A 16143-nucleotide genomic window follows, 5' to 3' on the forward strand; every position below is an offset into this window, starting at 1 on the left:
GCACAGGACGGGACTCTAGGGTGGTAGCCGTCGTTGGGGTCAGTGAGGGCAACGAGGGCAGCGGGGCTGGGGGGCGGCCCCTGGGGATCCGGAGGATCTGGCAGTGGGCAAGAGAAGGCGTGTCGAAGAGCGGCGCGGCAAGCGGCGGCCCGCCGTGGCCGGCGGCATGATCGCCGTCGTGGTCGGTGGGGCGGGCATCGGCGCCTACGCGCTGTACGGCGGCGGAGCGGCCGCCGACGAGGGGGCGGCCGCGGCGGTCAACGGCAATCAGGTGCCCCGGGTGAGGGCCGACGCGCCGTCGGCGGCCGAGGCGAAGAGCACGGCCACCCGGTTCCTGAAGGCCTGGCAGCAGGGCAAGGTGTCCGGAGCGGCCGCCGTCACGGACGACTCCGCGGCCGCCACCGCCCTGCTCACCGGCTGGACCAAGGACGCCCATGTCACGGGCGTCACCCTCACCGCCGGCAAGGCGGGCGGCACCAAGGTCCCGTTCTCCGTGAAGGGGACGGTGAAGTACAAGGGCGTCAGCAAGGCGCTCGCCTACGACAGCGCCCTCACCGTCGTCCGCAACCCGAAGAACGGCAAGGCGCAGGTCGACTGGCACGCGTCCGTCGTCCACCCGGGTCTCCAGGACGGCGACCGGCTCGTCACCGGCGAGTCCGGCACCCCGCCGGTCAAGGCCCTCGACAGCGCGGGCGGCGAGCTGACCGCCGCCGAGTACCCCTCCCTGGAGCCCGTCCTGGACGGACTGCGGGAGAAGTACGGCAAGAAGGCGGGCGGCAAGGCCGGCGTGGAGCTCCAGATCGTCCGCGGCAAGGCGTCCAAGGCGAAGAAGGCCTCCGACAAGACACTGCTGGAGCTGAGCAAGGGCACTCCGGGCACCGTGCGGACCACGCTGAGCCCGACCCTCCAGGCGGCCGCCGAGCAGCAGGTGGCGAAGACCGCGAAGTCGTCGGTCGTCGTGATGCGCCCCTCCACGGGCGAGATCCTCGCGGTGGCCAACGCCGGGCACGGCTTCAACACGGCGTTCAACGGCTCGCTCGCGCCCGGCTCCACGATGAAGGTCATCACCTCGTCGCTCCTCATCGAGAAGGACCTGGCGTCGGCGGACAAGGTGCACCCCTGCCCGAAGACGTTCACCTACGGCGGCTGGAAGTTCCACAACGACGACGACTTCGAGATCGACGGCGGCTCGTTCAAGGCGAGCTTCGCGCGCTCGTGCAACACCGCCTTCATCAGCCAGGCGCCCGAGCTGGACAACGACAGCCTGACCAAGCAGGCGCAGCAGGTCTTCGGCCTGTCGATGAACAACTGGGCGATCGGCGTGCCGTCCTTCGACGGCTCGGTGCCGGTGCAGTCGGCGGCGCAGATGGCGGCGTCCCTGATCGGCCAGGGCGGGGTCCGGATGAACCCGCTGAACATGGCGTCGGTCGCGTCCACCGTGAAGGCGGGCGCCTTCCACCAGCCGTATCTGGTCGCCCCGTCGGTGGACGGCCGCACGCTGGCGAAGGCCTCGCGCACGATGTCGTCGTCCACGCTGTCCCAGCTGCGGGAGCTGATGAACTACACCGCTGCGGCCGGCACCGCGGCCGAGGCGATGTCCGGTCTGGGGCCCGATTACGGCGCGAAGACGGGCTCGGCCGAGGTCGACAACCAGGAGAAGCCGAACGGCTGGTTCACCGCCTACCGCGGCGACCTGGCGGCCGCGGGCGTCGTCCAGGCGGGCGGCCACGGCGGCGACACGGCCGGGCCGATCGTGGCGGCACTGCTGCGTCTGGGCGACTGAGGCCCGGGCCCGCGCCGGTCAGTGCGTGACGGGTTGCTGCGCCGTGGCCATGTAGGTGCGGCGCAGGAACCGCAGCAGCGTCTTCGACTCGAACTGGACGACCGACACCCCGTGCGGGGAGTGGAACTCCACGACGGCCTGGACGCGCCCGCACGGCCACACCCGTACCTCGCCGGTACCGGTCGGGGCGCGCAGTCCCTGTTCGAGGAGGTCGCGGGAGAACGTCCACTCGCGCCGGTCGGGGAGTCCGACGCGGACCGAGCGGGGGTCCTCGGGGTCATAGCGCAGGACGACGGGTACCGCCGTGCGTCCTTCCTCGGCCTGGTCGGCGTCGGTGACGATGTGGGCTCGCGCGTACTGTTCGACTACGGACATCGGCCGACCCTCTCACGCAGCGTGACCTGTGCGGAAGCTGTGCGTCCACTCCCCTTCCAATGTCGCATATTTTGCGGATTGCGCTCCTTCGCGCAGGTATATCTCACTTGTGCGATACACGGGTCCGGCGCGGTCCCGGCCGTGGATCGACCGCGGCTCCGGCGCGGTCCCGGCCATGGATCGACCGCGGCTCCGTCGTTAATCCGCCGTGAATCCGCCGTGAATCCGCCGCGGCTCCGAAAGCACAAGGCTCTCGCTCTTGCGAATCGTTCGCATTAAGCCACTATCATCGTCGGGTGCACGTACCCGACGGATTCATCAACGCCCCGACCTCCGCCGTGACCGGAGTCGTCGCCGCCGGCGCCATCGCCGTGAGCCTGCGCGGCGCGCGCCGCGAGCTCGACGACCGGACCGCGCCGCTGGCCGGCCTGGTGGCGGCGTTCATCTTCGCCGTGCAGATGCTGAACTTCCCCGTCGCGGCGGGGACCAGCGGCCATCTGCTCGGCGGCGCGCTCGCCGCGATACTCGTGGGCCCCTACACAGGGGTCCTGTGCGTGTCCGTGGTCCTGCTGATGCAGGGCATCCTCTTCGCCGACGGCGGTCTGACCGCCCTCGGCGTGAACATCACCGACATGGCGATCGTGACGACCGTCGTGTCGTACGCCGTCTTCCGCGGCCTCGTGAAGGTGCTGCCGCGCGGCCGCCGGTCCATCACGGTCGCGTCCTTCGTCGCCGCCGTGCTGTCGGTGCCCGCCGCCGCCGTCGCCTTCACCCTCATCTACTGGATCGGCGGCACCACCGACGTGGCGATCGGCAAGGTGGCGACCGCGATGATCGGCGTGCACGTGCTGATCGGCATCGGCGAGGCCGTGATCACCGCGCTGACCGTGGGCGCCGTCGTCGCCGTACGTCCGGACCTCGTCCACGGCGCGCGCGATCTGCGGCAGAAGCTCCGGCTGCGGGTGCACGGCGAACTCGTCGACGCCCCGGCGGCCGACGGGACACCGGCCGGCGCGCGCACGGCTCCCGTGGCGGCGCGCACCTCGCGCCGCACGCTGTGGGTGACGGGTCTGGTCACCTCCCTCGTCCTGGCCGGCTTCGTCAGCTTCTACGCCTCCGCGAACCCCGACGGCCTGGAGAAGGTCGCCGCCGACAAGGGCATCGACAAGAAGACCGAGGAGCACGCGTCCTCCGACTCGCCGCTCGCCGACTACGGCGTCAAGGACGTGACGAACGCCCGTCTGTCCGGCGGCCTCGCGGGCGTCATCGGCGTCGGCACGACCGTCGTCGCGGGCAGCGCGGTGTTCTGGGCGGTGCGCAGGCGCCGCACGGGCGACGACGTGTCACCGACGGCCGTAGAGAACGTCTGACGTCATGGGCGCGGGACACGCACACCGGCTCTACCGGCACGGGCACTCGCCCGTGCACGGCCTGCCGCCACACACCAAGCTCGCCGCCGTCCTCGCCTTCGTGGTGGTCGTGGTGTCGACACCGCGGGAGGCGATGTGGGCGTTCGGCCTGTACGCGGTCCTGCTGGGGCTCGTCGCACGGCACGCGCGCGTGCCCGCCGGTTTCCTGCTCAAACGGCTGCTGATCGAAGTGCCGTTCGTCGCGTTCGCGGTGCTGATGCCGTTCGTGGCGGAGGGCGAGCGGGTGGACGTGCTCGGCCTGTCCCTCAGCGTCAACGGCCTGTGGGGCGCCTGGAACGTCCTCGCGAAGGGCACCCTGGGCGTCGCCGCCTCCGTACTGCTGGCGTCCACCACGGAGCTGCGTGAGCTGCTCCTCGGCCTCCAGCGGCTGCGGCTGCCCCCGCTGCTCGTGCAGATCGCGTCCTTCATGATCCGCTACGGCGACGTCATCACGGACGAGATGCGGCGCATGCGCGTCGCCCGGGAGTCGCGCGGGTTCGAGGCGCGTGGCCTCCGGCACTGGGGGGTGCTCGCGAAGTCGGCGGGCGCGCTGTTCATCCGCTCCTACGAACGCGGCGAGCGGGTGCATCTGGCCATGATCAGCCGGGGGTACGCCGGTTCCGTGCCGGTGATCGACGAGGTGACCGCGTCCCGGGCGCAGTGGTCGTACGCGCTGGCCCTCCCGTTCGCCGCCCTCCTGGTATGCGTGTTGGGATGGTCCTTGTGACTGACGCTGTGACGCCTTCCGTGACGCCCTCGCCCTCCCTCGAGGTGGCCGGTCTGGCCTTCGCCTACCCCGACGGCCACCAGGCCCTGTTCGGCGTGGACTTCCGCGTCGCGCGCGGCGAACGGGTCGCGCTGCTCGGCCCCAACGGCGCCGGCAAGACGACCCTCGTGCTGCACCTCAACGGCATCCTCACCGGCGGCGCGGGCAGCGTGACGGTGGCCGGACTGCCCGTCGGCAAGCAGCACATAGCCGAGATCCGCCGCAAGGTGGGCATCGTCTTCCAGGACCCGGACGACCAGTTGTTCATGCCGACGGTCCGTGAGGACGTGGCGTTCGGGCCGGCCGCCGCCGGACTGAAGGGGGCCGCTCTGGAGGCGCGGGTCGACCACGCCCTGGAGCAGGTCGGCATGGCGGAGTTCAAGAACCGTCCGCCGCACCACCTGTCGTTCGGTCAGCGGCGCCGGGTGGCCGTCGCCACGGTGCTCGCGATGGAGCCGGAGATCCTCGTCCTGGACGAGCCGTCCTCCAACCTCGACCCCGCCTCACGCCGTGAACTGGCGGACATCCTGCGCTCGTTGGACGTCACCGTGCTCATGGTCACGCACGACCTGCCGTACGCCCTGGAGCTGTGCCCGCGTGCCCTGATCCTCAGCGAGGGCGTGATCGCCGCGGACGGCCGGACCGGCGATCTGCTCGCCGACGACGCCCTCATGCGCGCGCACCGCCTGGAGTTGCCCTTCGGGTTCGACCCGCGCTCCGCAACAATGGGCGCGTGAACAACGGGCGCGTGACGAACGAGGCACCCACGGCCGACGGCACCCTGCTCCTCGACGAGCAGTTGTGCTTCGCGCTGTACGCGGCCCAGCGCGCCGTGACGGCCGCGTACCGGCCGCTCCTGGACGAACTGGGGATCACCTACCCTCAGTACCTCGTGCTGCTGGTCCTGTGGGAGCGCGGTGAGACGACCGTCAAGGAGCTGGCGGCGGCCCTGCGCCTCGACTACGGCACGATGTCGCCGCTGCTGAAGCGGCTGGAGGCGGCCGGGCTGGTGCGCAGGGAGCGCTCGGCACGGGACGAGCGCTCGGTGCTCGTGGCGTGCACCGGGCGCGGCGAGGAGCTCAAGGAGCGCGCGGAGCGCGTACCAGGCACCCTGCTCGCGACGACGGGGCTGGGGACGGCGGAGGTCACGCGGCTGCGCGAGGAGTTGTGGGGCCTCGCGGAACGGGCCCAGGGCGCGGCGGACCGCACCCGCTGAACTCCGCCGGACCGCCCGACCACCGGACCGCGGGACCGCGGGACCGCCCGCACGGCTGACCCCCCGGACCGCCGGACCGCCCGCACGGCTGACCCCCCGGACCGCCGGACCGCCCGCACGGCTGATCGTCCGCCCGCACGACTGCCCGGCGCGCCCGCGCGCCCGCGCGCCCGGCGGAACTTACCCACGGTTACCAGCCCCTGGTGGGCAAGCACCTACCTACCGGCCGGTACCTTGTGCACGATGTAATTGGGCAACGCTATTGGGCAAGCCATTGGGCGAGTTCCCGGGGGAGGTCCCGCCGTGACCGAAGACAGCGCCGTCGACGCCGTCCACACCGTCCATACGGTCGACACCCGTCCGACGAAGATCACCTACGTCGCCGAGGCCACCGCGCACGGCGGCCGCGACGGGTACGTGACCAGCCAGGACGGCCAGATCGGGCTGAAGGTGACGATGCCGCCGGAGCTGGGCGGCGACGGCAACGGCACCAACCCGGAGCAGCTCTTCGCGGCCGGCTACAGCTCCTGCTTCCACAACGCGCTGATCCTCGTCGGCAACCGCGCGGGCTTCGACCTCACCGGCTCCACGGTGGCCGCGAAGGTCGGGATCGGCCCCAACCGGACCAAGGGCTACGGGCTCGCCGTCGCGCTCAGCGTCTCGCTCCCCGTCCTCGACCAGGAGGTCGCCGGGAAGCTCGTGGAGGCGGCGCACCAGGTGTGCCCGTACTCGAACGCCACCCGCGGCAACATCGATGTAACGATCATTCTCGGCTAGGGCAACGAAGGAATCGCAGGCTTCACGGGGGTGTTCCCCGAGGAGTCGAAGGTGATCTCCGAGAGGGCGTGCGGGCGTGGACGTGAACGGTGCGGTGGCCGAGGGCTTCGAGCCGGTCCGGGAGGCGTTCGCGGCGAACTTCGAGCTGCTCGGCGAGCGGGGCGCCGCGGTGGCCGTCTACCGGGACGGGCACAAGGTCGTCGACCTGTGGGGCGGCACCCGGGACGTCGACGGTGCGACCGGTGGGGCGGGTGCGGCCGACGGGACCGGTGCGGCCCCCTGGGAGCAGGGCACCGCGCAGATCGTGCGGTCGGCGACCAAGGGCGTCGCCGCCGCCGCGCTCCTGCTGCTGCACCAGCGCGGGGAACTGGACCTGGACGCGCCCGTGGGGGCCTACTGGCCGGAGTACAAGGCCGCCGGCAAGGAGCGGACGCTCGTGCGGCACCTGCTCGCGCACCGCGCGGGCGTCCCCGTGCTGGACCGGCCGCTGACACCCGCCGAGGCCGCCGATCCCGACCTCGGCGCGGCGGCGGTCGCTGCGCAGGCCCCGGTCTGGGAACCCGGGACGGACCACGGGTACCACGCGCAGACGTACAGCTGGCTGACCGGCGAACTGGTCCGGCGGATCACCGGCCGGACCATCGGCGAGTGGATCGCCGACGAGATCGCCGGGCCGGTCGGCGCCGACCTCTGGCTCGGCCTGCCGGAGGCGCGACGCGCGCGAGCGGGGCGGGTGGGGCAGGTGGACGCGCCGGTGCGCGCCGGAGCGCTGAGGACCCGGCCCAAGCCCGCCGTCACCGCCGCCTACGCCGACCCCGCCTCCCTCACCCGCCGCGCCTTCGCCGCGATCACCCCGCTCCCCGACGAGAACGACCCCGCCTACCGGGCCGCGGCGCTCCCCGCCTCCAACGGCATCGCCACCGCCGACGGCCTGGCCCGCTTCTACGCGTCACTGATCGGCGAGGTGACGGGCGGGGTGCGGCTGCTGCGCCCGGAGACCGTGGAGCTGGCGCGCGGCGAGCAGTCCGCGGGCCCCGACCGGGTGCTCGTCGTGAACACCCGGTTCGGCCTCGGACACATGCTGCACGGGGCCGCGTCCCCGCTGCTGTCCCCCACCTCGTTCGGCCACCCGGGCCGCGGGGGCGCGCTCGGCCTCGCCGACCCCGCGTCGGGGATCGCCTTCGGCTATGTCACCAACGGCTTCCGGACGAGCGTGACGGCGGATCCGCGCGCCCAGGCTCTGCTGCGGGCGCTGCGGACGGCCCTGGCGGCCGGGAGCTGACCCCCTCACACGTTGATCGAGTGCGACCGGCGGCCCGAGTCGTCGTCGATCTCCACGTGCGCCTTGGTCAGCAACCGCATGGCGATCTCGTTGAGGGCACGGGCACCGGCGATCTCCTCGCCGACCCGTGGCTGATCGACGTCCACGTTGTGCCGGGTGGCGTGCCCGTGGGCCCGGATCTCGGTCCCGTCGGGCAGACGGACCATCGCTACCGCGCGCGTGTGCCGGCCGTCCTCCTCGAACTCCAGCTCGACATGCCAGCCGACAGTGGTGTGCATGGTGGTCATGGGGTCACCTCCGGAAGTCCTCCTTCCAGGGTGCTCCCGGGAGCGGTCGGCCGCACCCAGTCGGCCCGGCCGACCCGGCCGACCGGCTATCGATCCGGCGCGCGGGTCAGCCGTGTGCGGTTCAGCCACCACGCGGGTCAGCCGGTCGGCCGGTCGGTCAGCCGGTCAGCCGGTCAGCCGGTGTGCAGCATCAGGCCGATGCCGACGACGAGCAGGCCGGCGGCGACGATCCGGGGCGCGCCGAACCGTTCCTTGAAGAACAGCGCGCCGATGGCCGCTCCGACGATGATCGACGACTCCCGCAGCGCGGCGATCGGTGCCAGTTCGGCGCGGGTCTGCGCCCACAGGACGAGGGCGTACGCGAGGACGGACAGCGCGGAGCCGAGGAGGCCCAGGGCTGCGTAGGGGCGCAGCAGGGTGACGGTCCGCCCGCGCCAGCGGTGCACCGCGTACGCCGGGACGACGGCCCCCTGCACCGCCATCAGCCAGGCGATGTACCCCAGGGAGGACCCGGAGGCGCGGACGCCGAGCCCGTCGATGACGGTGTACGCGGCGATCGTCATCCCGGTCGCCAGCGCGGCCCCGATCGCCGCCCAGTTCGGCCGCCGTCCGCGCAGCCCCCACAGGGCGACGCCGCTCAGCCCCGCGCAGGACAGCGCGACACCGGCGGCCGCCCAGCCGTCCGGGACCTCGTGCGCGAAGACGGCGGCGAGGACGGTTACGACGAGCGGCGCGGAGCCGCGCGCCAGGGGGTACGCCTGGCCGAAGTCGCCGAGCCGGAACGACCGCATGAGCAGCGCGTAGTAGGCGATGTGGACGGCGGCGGAGCTCAGCAGGTACGGCCAGGCGCGGGCCGCCGGGAAGGCGGTGAACGGCACGAGCGCGAGCCCGATGAGCATGCCGCCGCCCGCGATCAGGGTGAACCCGACGAGTTTGTCGGTGATGCGGTGGGCGATGGCGTTCCAGCCCGCGTGGGTGACGGCGGCGCACAGGACGGCCGCGGTGACCAGCGGGGTCACGCGGTGTGCTCGCGCACGTCCACGAGGGTCGCTTCGGCGTGCTCGACGAGCTCCGCGGGCGCGATGGGGAAGACGACGTGCGGGTTCCCGGCGGCGGCCCACACCACGTCGTGCGCGAGCAGGTTGCGGTCGGCCAGCACCCGTGTCCGCGTCCGGTGTCCGAAGGGCGGCACGCCCCCGATCGCGTAGCCGGTGGTCTCCCGTACGACGTCGGCAGCGGCCCGTGTCACCTTCCCTGCGCCGAGTTCCCTGCGGACCAGTTCCAGGTCGACGCGTGAGGCGCCGTCCATCAGCACCAGCACCGGCACCCCGTCCGCCGCGAAGATCAGGGACTTGCAGATCTGGCTCAGCTCGCACCCGATCGCGGCGGCGGCCTCGGCGGCGGTCCGGGTCGCCTCGGGGAAGCGGCGGACCCGGGTGTGCAGTTCGTCGAGGCCCAGGTCCTGGAGTGCCTCGGCGAAACGGGGATGCGCGGCTGTCGTCGTCATGCACGGCACGCTAGTGGCCGGTGTACGGGGCACGCGAGTGGATTGTGCCCCGGTGCGGTGCCTGCCGCGGACGTGAAAAAGCCGGTGAGGGCGCCCCGTCCCCACGGAGCCCTCACCGGCGGTCTTTCAGGTGGACCGGTACGTCAGGCGCGTACCAGTTCCCGGTCCTCGTCGCCGTCCCGGGACGAGGCGGCGTCGGCCGGGGTCCTCAGGCCCTCGCCCTCGACGTCCACGTTGGGCAGGGCGCGGTCCAGCCACTTCGGCAGCCACCAGGCCTTCTTGCCGAGCAGCGCCAGCACCGCCGGCACGATCGCCATGCGCACGATGAACGCGTCGAAGAAGACGGCGATCGCGAGGCCGAAGCCGATCATCTTGATCATCGACTCGCTGGAGCTGATGAAGCCGCCGAAGACGGCCATCATGATGATCGCGGCGGCGGCCACCACCTTGGCGCTGTGCCGGAAGCCGGTGACGATGGCCTGGCTCGGGCTCTCGCCGTGGACGTACGCCTCCCGCATCCGGGTCACGAGGAACACCTCGTAGTCCATCGCGAGGCCGAAGACCACGCCGACCATGAAGATCGGCATCATCGACATGATCGGTCCGGTCTCCTCGACGCCGATCAGGCCGCCGAGCCAGCCCCACTGGAAGACCGCGACGACGGCGCCGAGCGCGGCGAGCACGCTGAGCAGGAAGCCGAGGGCCGCCTTCAGCGGGACCAGGATGGAGCGGAAGACCACGATCAGCAGCAGGAAGGCCAGGCCGACGACCAGGCCCAGGTACGGGATCAGCGCGTCGTTGAGCTTCTGCGAGAAGTCGATGTTCATCGCGGTGGTGCCGGTGACCAGCACCTGCGCGCCCGTGTCGGACCTGACCTCGATGCCCTGGTCACGGATGGCGTGCACCAGGTCCTCGGTCTGGGTCGAGGACGGCTTGGAGCCCGGGATCACGGTGATCGTGGCGGTGTCGCCGGCCTTGTTGAACATCGCCGGGGTGACGGTCGCGACGTCCTCCAGGCCCTTGATGCCGTCGGTCACCGTGGTGGCCGCCGCCTTGGGGTCGTCGCTGTTCCGCGCGTCGACCACGATCATCAGGGGGCCGTTGAACCCGGGGCCGAAGCCCTCCGACAGCAGGTCGTACGCCCGGCGCTGGGTCGTGGACGTCGGCTGCGAGCCGTCGTCCGGCAGCCCCAGCTCGAGCTGGGTGGCGGGCACGGCGATCGCGCCGAGACCGACCACGCCGAGCAGCAGCACGGCGGCAGGGCGGCGGATCACGAAGCTCGCCCAGCGCACGCCCGGGCCGGGCTTGGCGGGCTTGCCCCGGCTGTCCTTCTCCGCGGCCGGCCGGCGCTTCTCCCCGGTGGCCCTGACCTTGCTCCCGGCGTAGCCGAGCAGCGCGGGGATCATGGTCAGCGCGATGAGGACGGCCACCACGACCGTGCCCGCCGCCGCGAGGCCCATCTTGGTCAGCATCGGCACGTTGACGACGGCGAGGCCGGCAAGGGCGATCACGACCGTGAGGCCGGCGAAGACCACCGCCGAGCCGGCGGTGCCGGTGGCGCGGCCGACCGCCTCCTCGCGGTCCCGGCCCTCGGCGAGTTCGCTGCGGTAGCGGGAGACGATGAACAGCGCGTAGTCGATACCGACCGCGAGGCCGATCATCAGCGCGAGGGTGGAGGTGGTGTCGCCGAGGTCGAGCGCCTTGGCGAGGGTGGTGATGGTGGAGACGCCGATGCCGACACCGATGATCGCGGTCAGCAGCGGCAGTCCGGCCGCGACGAGCGAGCCCAGGGTGATGACGAGGACGACGGCGGCGATCGCGAGGCCGACGACCTCGCCGACCGCACCGGGCTCGGCACCGGCCTGGAGGGCGTCGCCTCCGACGTCGACGGTCAGCCCCGTGGCCCGGGCCTCGTCGCCGGCCTTCTCGAGGGCGTCCCTGGTCGAGTCCGCCAGCTCCATGCCGGGGGCGTCGTACTTCACGGACGTGTAGGCGACCGTGCCGTCCTTGCTCACGGCGTCGGTCGTGAAGGGGTCGGTGACGGAGACGACCTCGGAGCCGTCGCCGAGCTCCTTGACGGTCTTCTCGACGGTCGCCCTGTTGGCGGCGTCCGTCATCTTCTGTCCGTCGGGCGCCTTGAAGACGATGCGCCCGGTCGCGCCGTCGGCGCTGGCACCGGGGAAGCGCTGTTCCAGCAGGTCGAAGGCCTTCTGGGCCTCGACGCCCGGAATGGAGAAGGAGGTCGAGCCGGCGGCGGGCGCGGAGGCGGCGCCGACGCCGGCCAGGGTCAGCAGGGCCACCCATATGAGGGCGACGAAGTGGCGTCGCCTGAAGGCGAACCGGCCGAGTTTGTAAAGGAACGTGGCCACGGAGGCGTACTCCCGGTCAGGTCGTGTAGGTGCAGGGCAGGGTTGACCAACCCGGCGGGAAGCAGGGGTGATCGGCCCGACGACGTGAGCGGTGACGTCAGGATGGGCGGACCGTGGGGACGGTCAGGGGGTGGTGGAGACGCCGAGGGCGGGGAGGACGACGGCGTCGATGTACGAGAGGAGGAAGGCCTGTGTCGGCGGTTGTTCGTCGAGCATGGTGCGGGCGGCGAACGCGCCGATCATCATGTGCGGCACGAAGTCGATGGCCGGGTTGTCCGCACGGATCTCGCCCCGGTCGATCGCCCTCCGGAGCACACTGCGGAACTCCGCCATCTCCGGCTCGACGAGATGTTCCTTGAACGCCCGCAGGAGGTCCGGGCTGCCATGGATCGCCATGGCCAGTCCTCGCATCAGCGCGGAGTTCTGTTCCATCTCGCAGTCGTCGGAACGCATCGTGAGGGCGTGCAGGTCGCCTCGGAGCGATCCGGTGTCGACACCGCCGCCCGCGGCGCCCGGCTTGTCGTGCCGTACCGCCTTGGCCACCAGCTCGGCCTTGCCGCCCCACTGGCGGTAGAGCGTCGCCTTGCTGGACCGGGTGCGGGTCGCCACGGCGTCCATGGTGAGGGCGTCGTAGCCGACCTCACGGAGCAGGTCGAGCACGGCCCGGTACAGCTCGGCCTCGCGCTCGGGCGTGATGCGACTGCGACGCGCCGTTGCGATCTCAGTCATGCCACTCACCTTCCGGCCCCGTCGTCGCCAACTCGTCTCGTACACCATGAAGATACCCCGAGGATCAGCGAAACGAAACCGTTTCGTACGTGTGCTGGCTCACGAAGGTGAAGAGCGCATAAGGCGAAAGGGTCCCGGCACATAAGTTGCCCGGCCCCTTTCGCCGGAAAAGCATGGGGAGGTGAGCTATCTGCGTCTGCCCCACCTCAGTGGTGACCTGCTGTGCTTCGTGGCCGAGGACGACCTCTGGCTGGCCCCCCTGGACGACCCCGGCCGCGCCTGGCGGCTCACCGTCGACCGCACCAAGGCCGGACACCCCCGGTTCTCCCCCGACGGAACCCTGATCGCGTACACGAGCTGGCGCAGCCTCGTCCCGGAGATCCATCTGGTCCCGGTGGCCGGCGGACCGGGACGGCGGCTGACGTACTGGGGCAGCTCCGACACCCAGGTCCGCGGCTGGACACCCCCCGACCAGGACGGGAAAAGCGACCTCCTCGCCGTCACCTCCCACGGCGAGCCCTTCTCCTACTTCACCTGGGCCTACAAGGTGCCCACCGACGGCGCCCCCGGCCGCAAGCTCCCCTGGGGCCCGGTCTCCGACCTCCAGACCGCCGACATCGACGGCGAACACAGGACCCTCCTGCTCACCGGCACCCCGCCGCACGAACCCGCCGCCTGGAAGCGCTACCGGGGCGGCGCGACCGGCCGCCTGTGGCTGCACGGACAGCGCCTCCTCGCGGACCTCGACGGCCATCTGCACTCCCCCCTCTTCGTCGGCGGACGGATCGCCTTCCTCTCCGACCACGAGGGCGTCGGCAACCTCTACTCCTGCGCCCAGGACGGCTCCGACCTGCGCCGGCACACCGACCACGACGCCTTCTACGCCCGGCACGCCTCCAGCGACGGCACCCGGGTGGTGTACCAGTGCGCCGGGGACCTGTGGATCGTCGACGACCTCGCCGCCGACTCCCGGCCGCGCCGGATCGACGTACGGCTCGGCGGACCGCGCGCGGGGCGGCGGCCGTACCAGATCCCCGCCGCCCAGCACGTGGACGGCATCTCCGTCGACGAGACGGGACGGGCGAGCGCCGTCGTCGTGCGCGGCAGCCTGTACTGGCTGACGCACCGCGACGGCCCCGCCCGGACGATCACCGACACCCCCGGCGTACGGGTGCGGCTGCCGGAGATGCTCGGCTCGGGCGGCCGGATCGCCTATGTGACCGACGCGGACGGCGAGGACGCCGTCGAGATCGCGCGGCTGCCCCGGGCCACCGGCGACCGGGCGCCCCGGAGGCTGGCCTCGGGGCGGCTCGGGCGGGTGCTGGAGATGGTGTCCGACCCCGACGGCGAGCGGCTCGCCGTCGCCTCGCACGACGGACGGCTGCTCCTCATCACCGTGTCCGACGACGACCTCGGCGTGTCCGACGCCCTCGGAGACGACATCGGAGACGACAACGGCGACGACAACACCGGGGCCGGCGACGCGGACCCGGCGGACACGGCCGACGCGGACCCGGGCGCGGCGGACCCCGACGGCACGGACTCCGGCGGCGCGGGCCGGGACGGCGCGGTCACCGAGCTGATCTCGTCGGTCAACGGGCCCGTGCGGGACCTGGCCTTCTCCCCCGACGGAAGCTGGCTGACCTGGTCGCATCCGGGGATCGGCCGGTCGCTGCGGCAGATCAAGATGGCCCGCATGAAGGACCGGCTCATCGTGGACGTCACCAACGGCCGCTTCGAGGACGAGAACCCGGTGTTCACCAGGGACGGCCGCTACCTGGCCTTCCTCTCCTGGCGCGGCTTCGACCCGGTGTACGACGTGCACACCGGCGACCTGTCGTTCCCGCTGGGCTGCCGCCCCTACCTGGTGCCGCTGTCGTCGGCGACCCCCTCCCCCTTCGCCCTGACCCCGGAGGGCCGGCCCGCCGCCGGAGGCCTGGACCCGGTGGAGGACGACGAGGCCGGCGACGGAACCGTGACCGTCGAGGTCGAGGGCCTGGAGAGCCGCGTCACCCCCTTCCCGGTCCCGGCGTCCAAGTACTCGGCGCTCTATCCGGTGGCGGGCGGCGGCCTGGTGTGGCTGCGCTGGCCGATCTCCGGCGCGCTGGGCGAGACCTTCGCGAACCCGGACGACACCAGCGGCCGGCCGACGCTCGAACACTTCAACATCAGCAAGGCGAAGAAGTCCGAACTCGTCGACCACCTCGACTGGTTCGCGCTCAGCGGGGACGGCTCCCGGCTGGTCGTCGTCGACGAGGGCGACCTGCGGGCGGTGCCGTCGGCGGAGTCCGGCGACCTGGACTCCACGGTCTGGATCGACCTGCGCCGCATCCTGCACGAGGTGGACCCGGGCGCCGAGTGGCGCCAGTCGTACGAGGAGGCCGGGCGGCTGATCCGCGCCTACTTCTGGGACCCGGGGATGTGCGGCGTCGACTGGGACGCGGTCCTGGACCAGTACCGGCCGCTGGTCGAACGGGTCGCGTCACCCGACGAGTTCGCGGATCTGCTGCGCGAGGTGCTGGGCGAGCTGGGTACCTCCCACGCCTACGTCTCCGCCGCCCGCCGCAACGAGGGCCCGCCGCACTACCAGCGCCTCCAGGGCCTGCTGGGCGCCAACCTCGTCCACCGGGAGGCCGGTTGGACGGTCCGGCGGATCCTGCCCGGCGACTCCTCCGACTCCAAGGCGCGTTCCCCGCTGGCCGGGACCGGCATCCGGGAGGGCGCGGTCCTCACGCACGTGGACGGACGCCCCGTCGACCCGGTGACCGGCCCGTATCCGCTCCTCGCCGGCGCGGGCGGCACCACCGTCGAACTCACCTTCACCCCGGCCCAGGGCGAACCGGGCCGTCCGCGCCGGGTGGCCGTGGTCCCGCTCACCGACGAACGCCCGCTGCGCTACCAGGACTGGGTGGCCAAACGACGGGCCGTGGTACACGAGTTGAGCGGTGGCCGGTGCGGCTATCTGCACATCCCCGACATGGGCGGTTCGGGCTGGGCCCAGTTCAACCGCGACCTGCGCATGGAGGTGTCCAGGCCGGCGCTGCTCGTGGACGTGCGCGGCAACGCGGGCGGCCACATCAGCGAGCTGGTGGTGGAGAAACTGACGCGCACGATCCTGGGCTGGGACCTCACCCGCGACGCCCAGCCGGTGTCGTACGCCTCGAACGCGCCGAGGGGCCCGGTGGTCGCCCTCGCCGACGAGGCGACGTCCTCGGACGGCGACATGATCACGGCCGCCTTCAAGCTGCTCAAGCTGGGCCCGGTGGTCGGCCAGCGCACCTGGGGCGGTGTGGTCGGCATGACCGGCCGCCACCAGCTCGGCGACGGCACGGTGATCACCGTCCCGATGAACGCCGCCTGGTTCGACGCGTACGGCTGGTCCGTGGAGAACAGGGGCGTCACGCCCGACCTGGAGGTGCTGCGCACCCCGCTCGACTGGGCCGAGGGCCGCCACGCCCAACTCGACGACGCCGTACGGCTGGCACTGGACCTGCTCGCCACCCGCCCCCCGGCGACCCCGCCGACCTACGACGACGTCCCCGACCGCTCCCGGCCCCGACTGCCGCCCCGCAAAGGGCTCTAGAGGCAGGCACGGCCCAACGGGGCAGGGCGCCCTCCTGGAAGGGAGGGCGCCCCACGTCGT

Annotated in this window: 14 protein-coding genes; 8 read left to right on the forward strand and 6 right to left on the reverse strand. The window is 72.3% G+C overall.

Features of this window, described 5'->3' with window-relative positions; all coding sequences use genetic code 11:
• Positions 1 to 103: 103 nt before the first annotated feature.
• On the forward strand, positions 104 to 1783 hold the full coding sequence (locus tag AOQ37_RS16490; RefSeq protein WP_062645289.1) for a penicillin-binding transpeptidase domain-containing protein: 1680 nt from the start codon (positions 104 to 106) through the stop codon (positions 1781 to 1783).
• Between the two features lie 18 nt (positions 1784 to 1801).
• Here the strand turns inward: AOQ37_RS16490 and AOQ37_RS16495 are convergent, their stop codons facing one another.
• Entirely contained in the window at positions 1802 to 2158 is a 357-nt protein-coding gene (locus tag AOQ37_RS16495) for an SsgA family sporulation/cell division regulator (protein WP_062645290.1), read from the reverse strand.
• A 296-nt stretch (positions 2159 to 2454) separates the two neighbouring features.
• Here AOQ37_RS16495 and AOQ37_RS16500 point away from each other — a divergent pair, with 296 nt between their 5' ends.
• From AOQ37_RS16500 to AOQ37_RS16525, 6 genes are all read left to right on the forward strand, one after another.
• On the forward strand, positions 2455 to 3528 hold the full coding sequence (locus AOQ37_RS16500; RefSeq protein ID WP_062645291.1) for an energy-coupling factor ABC transporter permease: 1074 nt from the start codon (positions 2455 to 2457) through the stop codon (positions 3526 to 3528).
• A gap of 4 nt (positions 3529 to 3532) precedes the next feature.
• Positions 3533 to 4294, forward strand: coding sequence for a cobalt ECF transporter T component CbiQ (gene cbiQ, locus AOQ37_RS16505; protein ID WP_062645292.1), 762 nt, complete (start codon positions 3533 to 3535; stop codon positions 4292 to 4294).
• A complete protein-coding gene (locus AOQ37_RS16510) occupies positions 4282 to 5070 on the forward strand; it encodes an energy-coupling factor ABC transporter ATP-binding protein (protein ID WP_199825027.1) in 789 nt (262 codons plus the stop codon). Before cbiQ ends, AOQ37_RS16510 begins: the two co-directional genes overlap by 13 nt.
• An 11-nt stretch (positions 5071 to 5081) precedes the next feature.
• Positions 5082 to 5549 carry a MarR family winged helix-turn-helix transcriptional regulator gene (locus AOQ37_RS16515; RefSeq protein ID WP_062645293.1) on the forward strand — a complete coding sequence of 156 codons (468 nt, stop codon included), beginning with the start codon at positions 5082 to 5084 and terminating at the stop codon, positions 5547 to 5549.
• Positions 5550 to 5852: 303 nt separating this feature from the next.
• Positions 5853 to 6326 (forward strand): organic hydroperoxide resistance protein, encoded by a 474-nt coding sequence (locus tag AOQ37_RS16520; protein ID WP_062645294.1) that lies wholly within the window; start codon positions 5853 to 5855, stop codon positions 6324 to 6326.
• A gap of 76 nt (positions 6327 to 6402) precedes the next feature.
• The gene (locus AOQ37_RS16525) at positions 6403 to 7608 is read left to right on the forward strand and encodes a serine hydrolase domain-containing protein (RefSeq protein WP_062645295.1); all 1206 of its coding nucleotides are present in this window, start codon (positions 6403 to 6405) and stop codon (positions 7606 to 7608) included.
• A gap of 5 nt (positions 7609 to 7613) precedes the next feature.
• Here AOQ37_RS16525 and AOQ37_RS16530 read toward each other — a convergent pair whose 3' ends face one another.
• From AOQ37_RS16530 to AOQ37_RS16550, 5 genes are all read right to left on the reverse strand, one after another.
• The gene (locus AOQ37_RS16530) at positions 7614 to 7886 is read right to left on the reverse strand and encodes a DUF1876 domain-containing protein (protein ID WP_062645577.1); all 273 of its coding nucleotides are present in this window, start codon (positions 7884 to 7886) and stop codon (positions 7614 to 7616) included.
• A 182-nt stretch (positions 7887 to 8068) separates the two neighbouring features.
• A complete protein-coding gene (locus tag AOQ37_RS16535) occupies positions 8069 to 8914 on the reverse strand; it encodes an EamA family transporter (protein WP_062645296.1) in 846 nt (281 codons plus the stop codon).
• Positions 8911 to 9402, reverse strand: coding sequence for a YbaK/EbsC family protein (locus tag AOQ37_RS16540; RefSeq protein ID WP_062645297.1), 492 nt, complete (start codon positions 9400 to 9402; stop codon positions 8911 to 8913). Before AOQ37_RS16540 ends, AOQ37_RS16535 begins: the two co-directional genes overlap by 4 nt.
• 143 nt (positions 9403 to 9545) lie before the next feature.
• Entirely contained in the window at positions 9546 to 11771 is a 2226-nt protein-coding gene (locus AOQ37_RS16545) for an MMPL family transporter (protein WP_062645298.1), read from the reverse strand.
• A 123-nt stretch (positions 11772 to 11894) separates the two neighbouring features.
• On the reverse strand, positions 11895 to 12500 hold the full coding sequence (locus AOQ37_RS16550; RefSeq protein WP_062645299.1) for a TetR/AcrR family transcriptional regulator: 606 nt from the start codon (positions 12498 to 12500) through the stop codon (positions 11895 to 11897).
• A 181-nt stretch (positions 12501 to 12681) separates the two neighbouring features.
• Here AOQ37_RS16550 and AOQ37_RS16555 point away from each other — a divergent pair, with 181 nt between their 5' ends.
• A complete protein-coding gene (locus tag AOQ37_RS16555) occupies positions 12682 to 16083 on the forward strand; it encodes a S41 family peptidase (protein ID WP_062645300.1) in 3402 nt (1133 codons plus the stop codon).
• The last annotated feature ends 60 nt before the right edge of the window (positions 16084 to 16143 follow it).

It is taken from the genome of Streptomyces maremycinicus, assembly GCF_001184025.1.
GTDB classification, from domain to species: domain Bacteria; phylum Actinomycetota; class Actinomycetes; order Streptomycetales; family Streptomycetaceae; genus Streptomyces; species Streptomyces maremycinicus.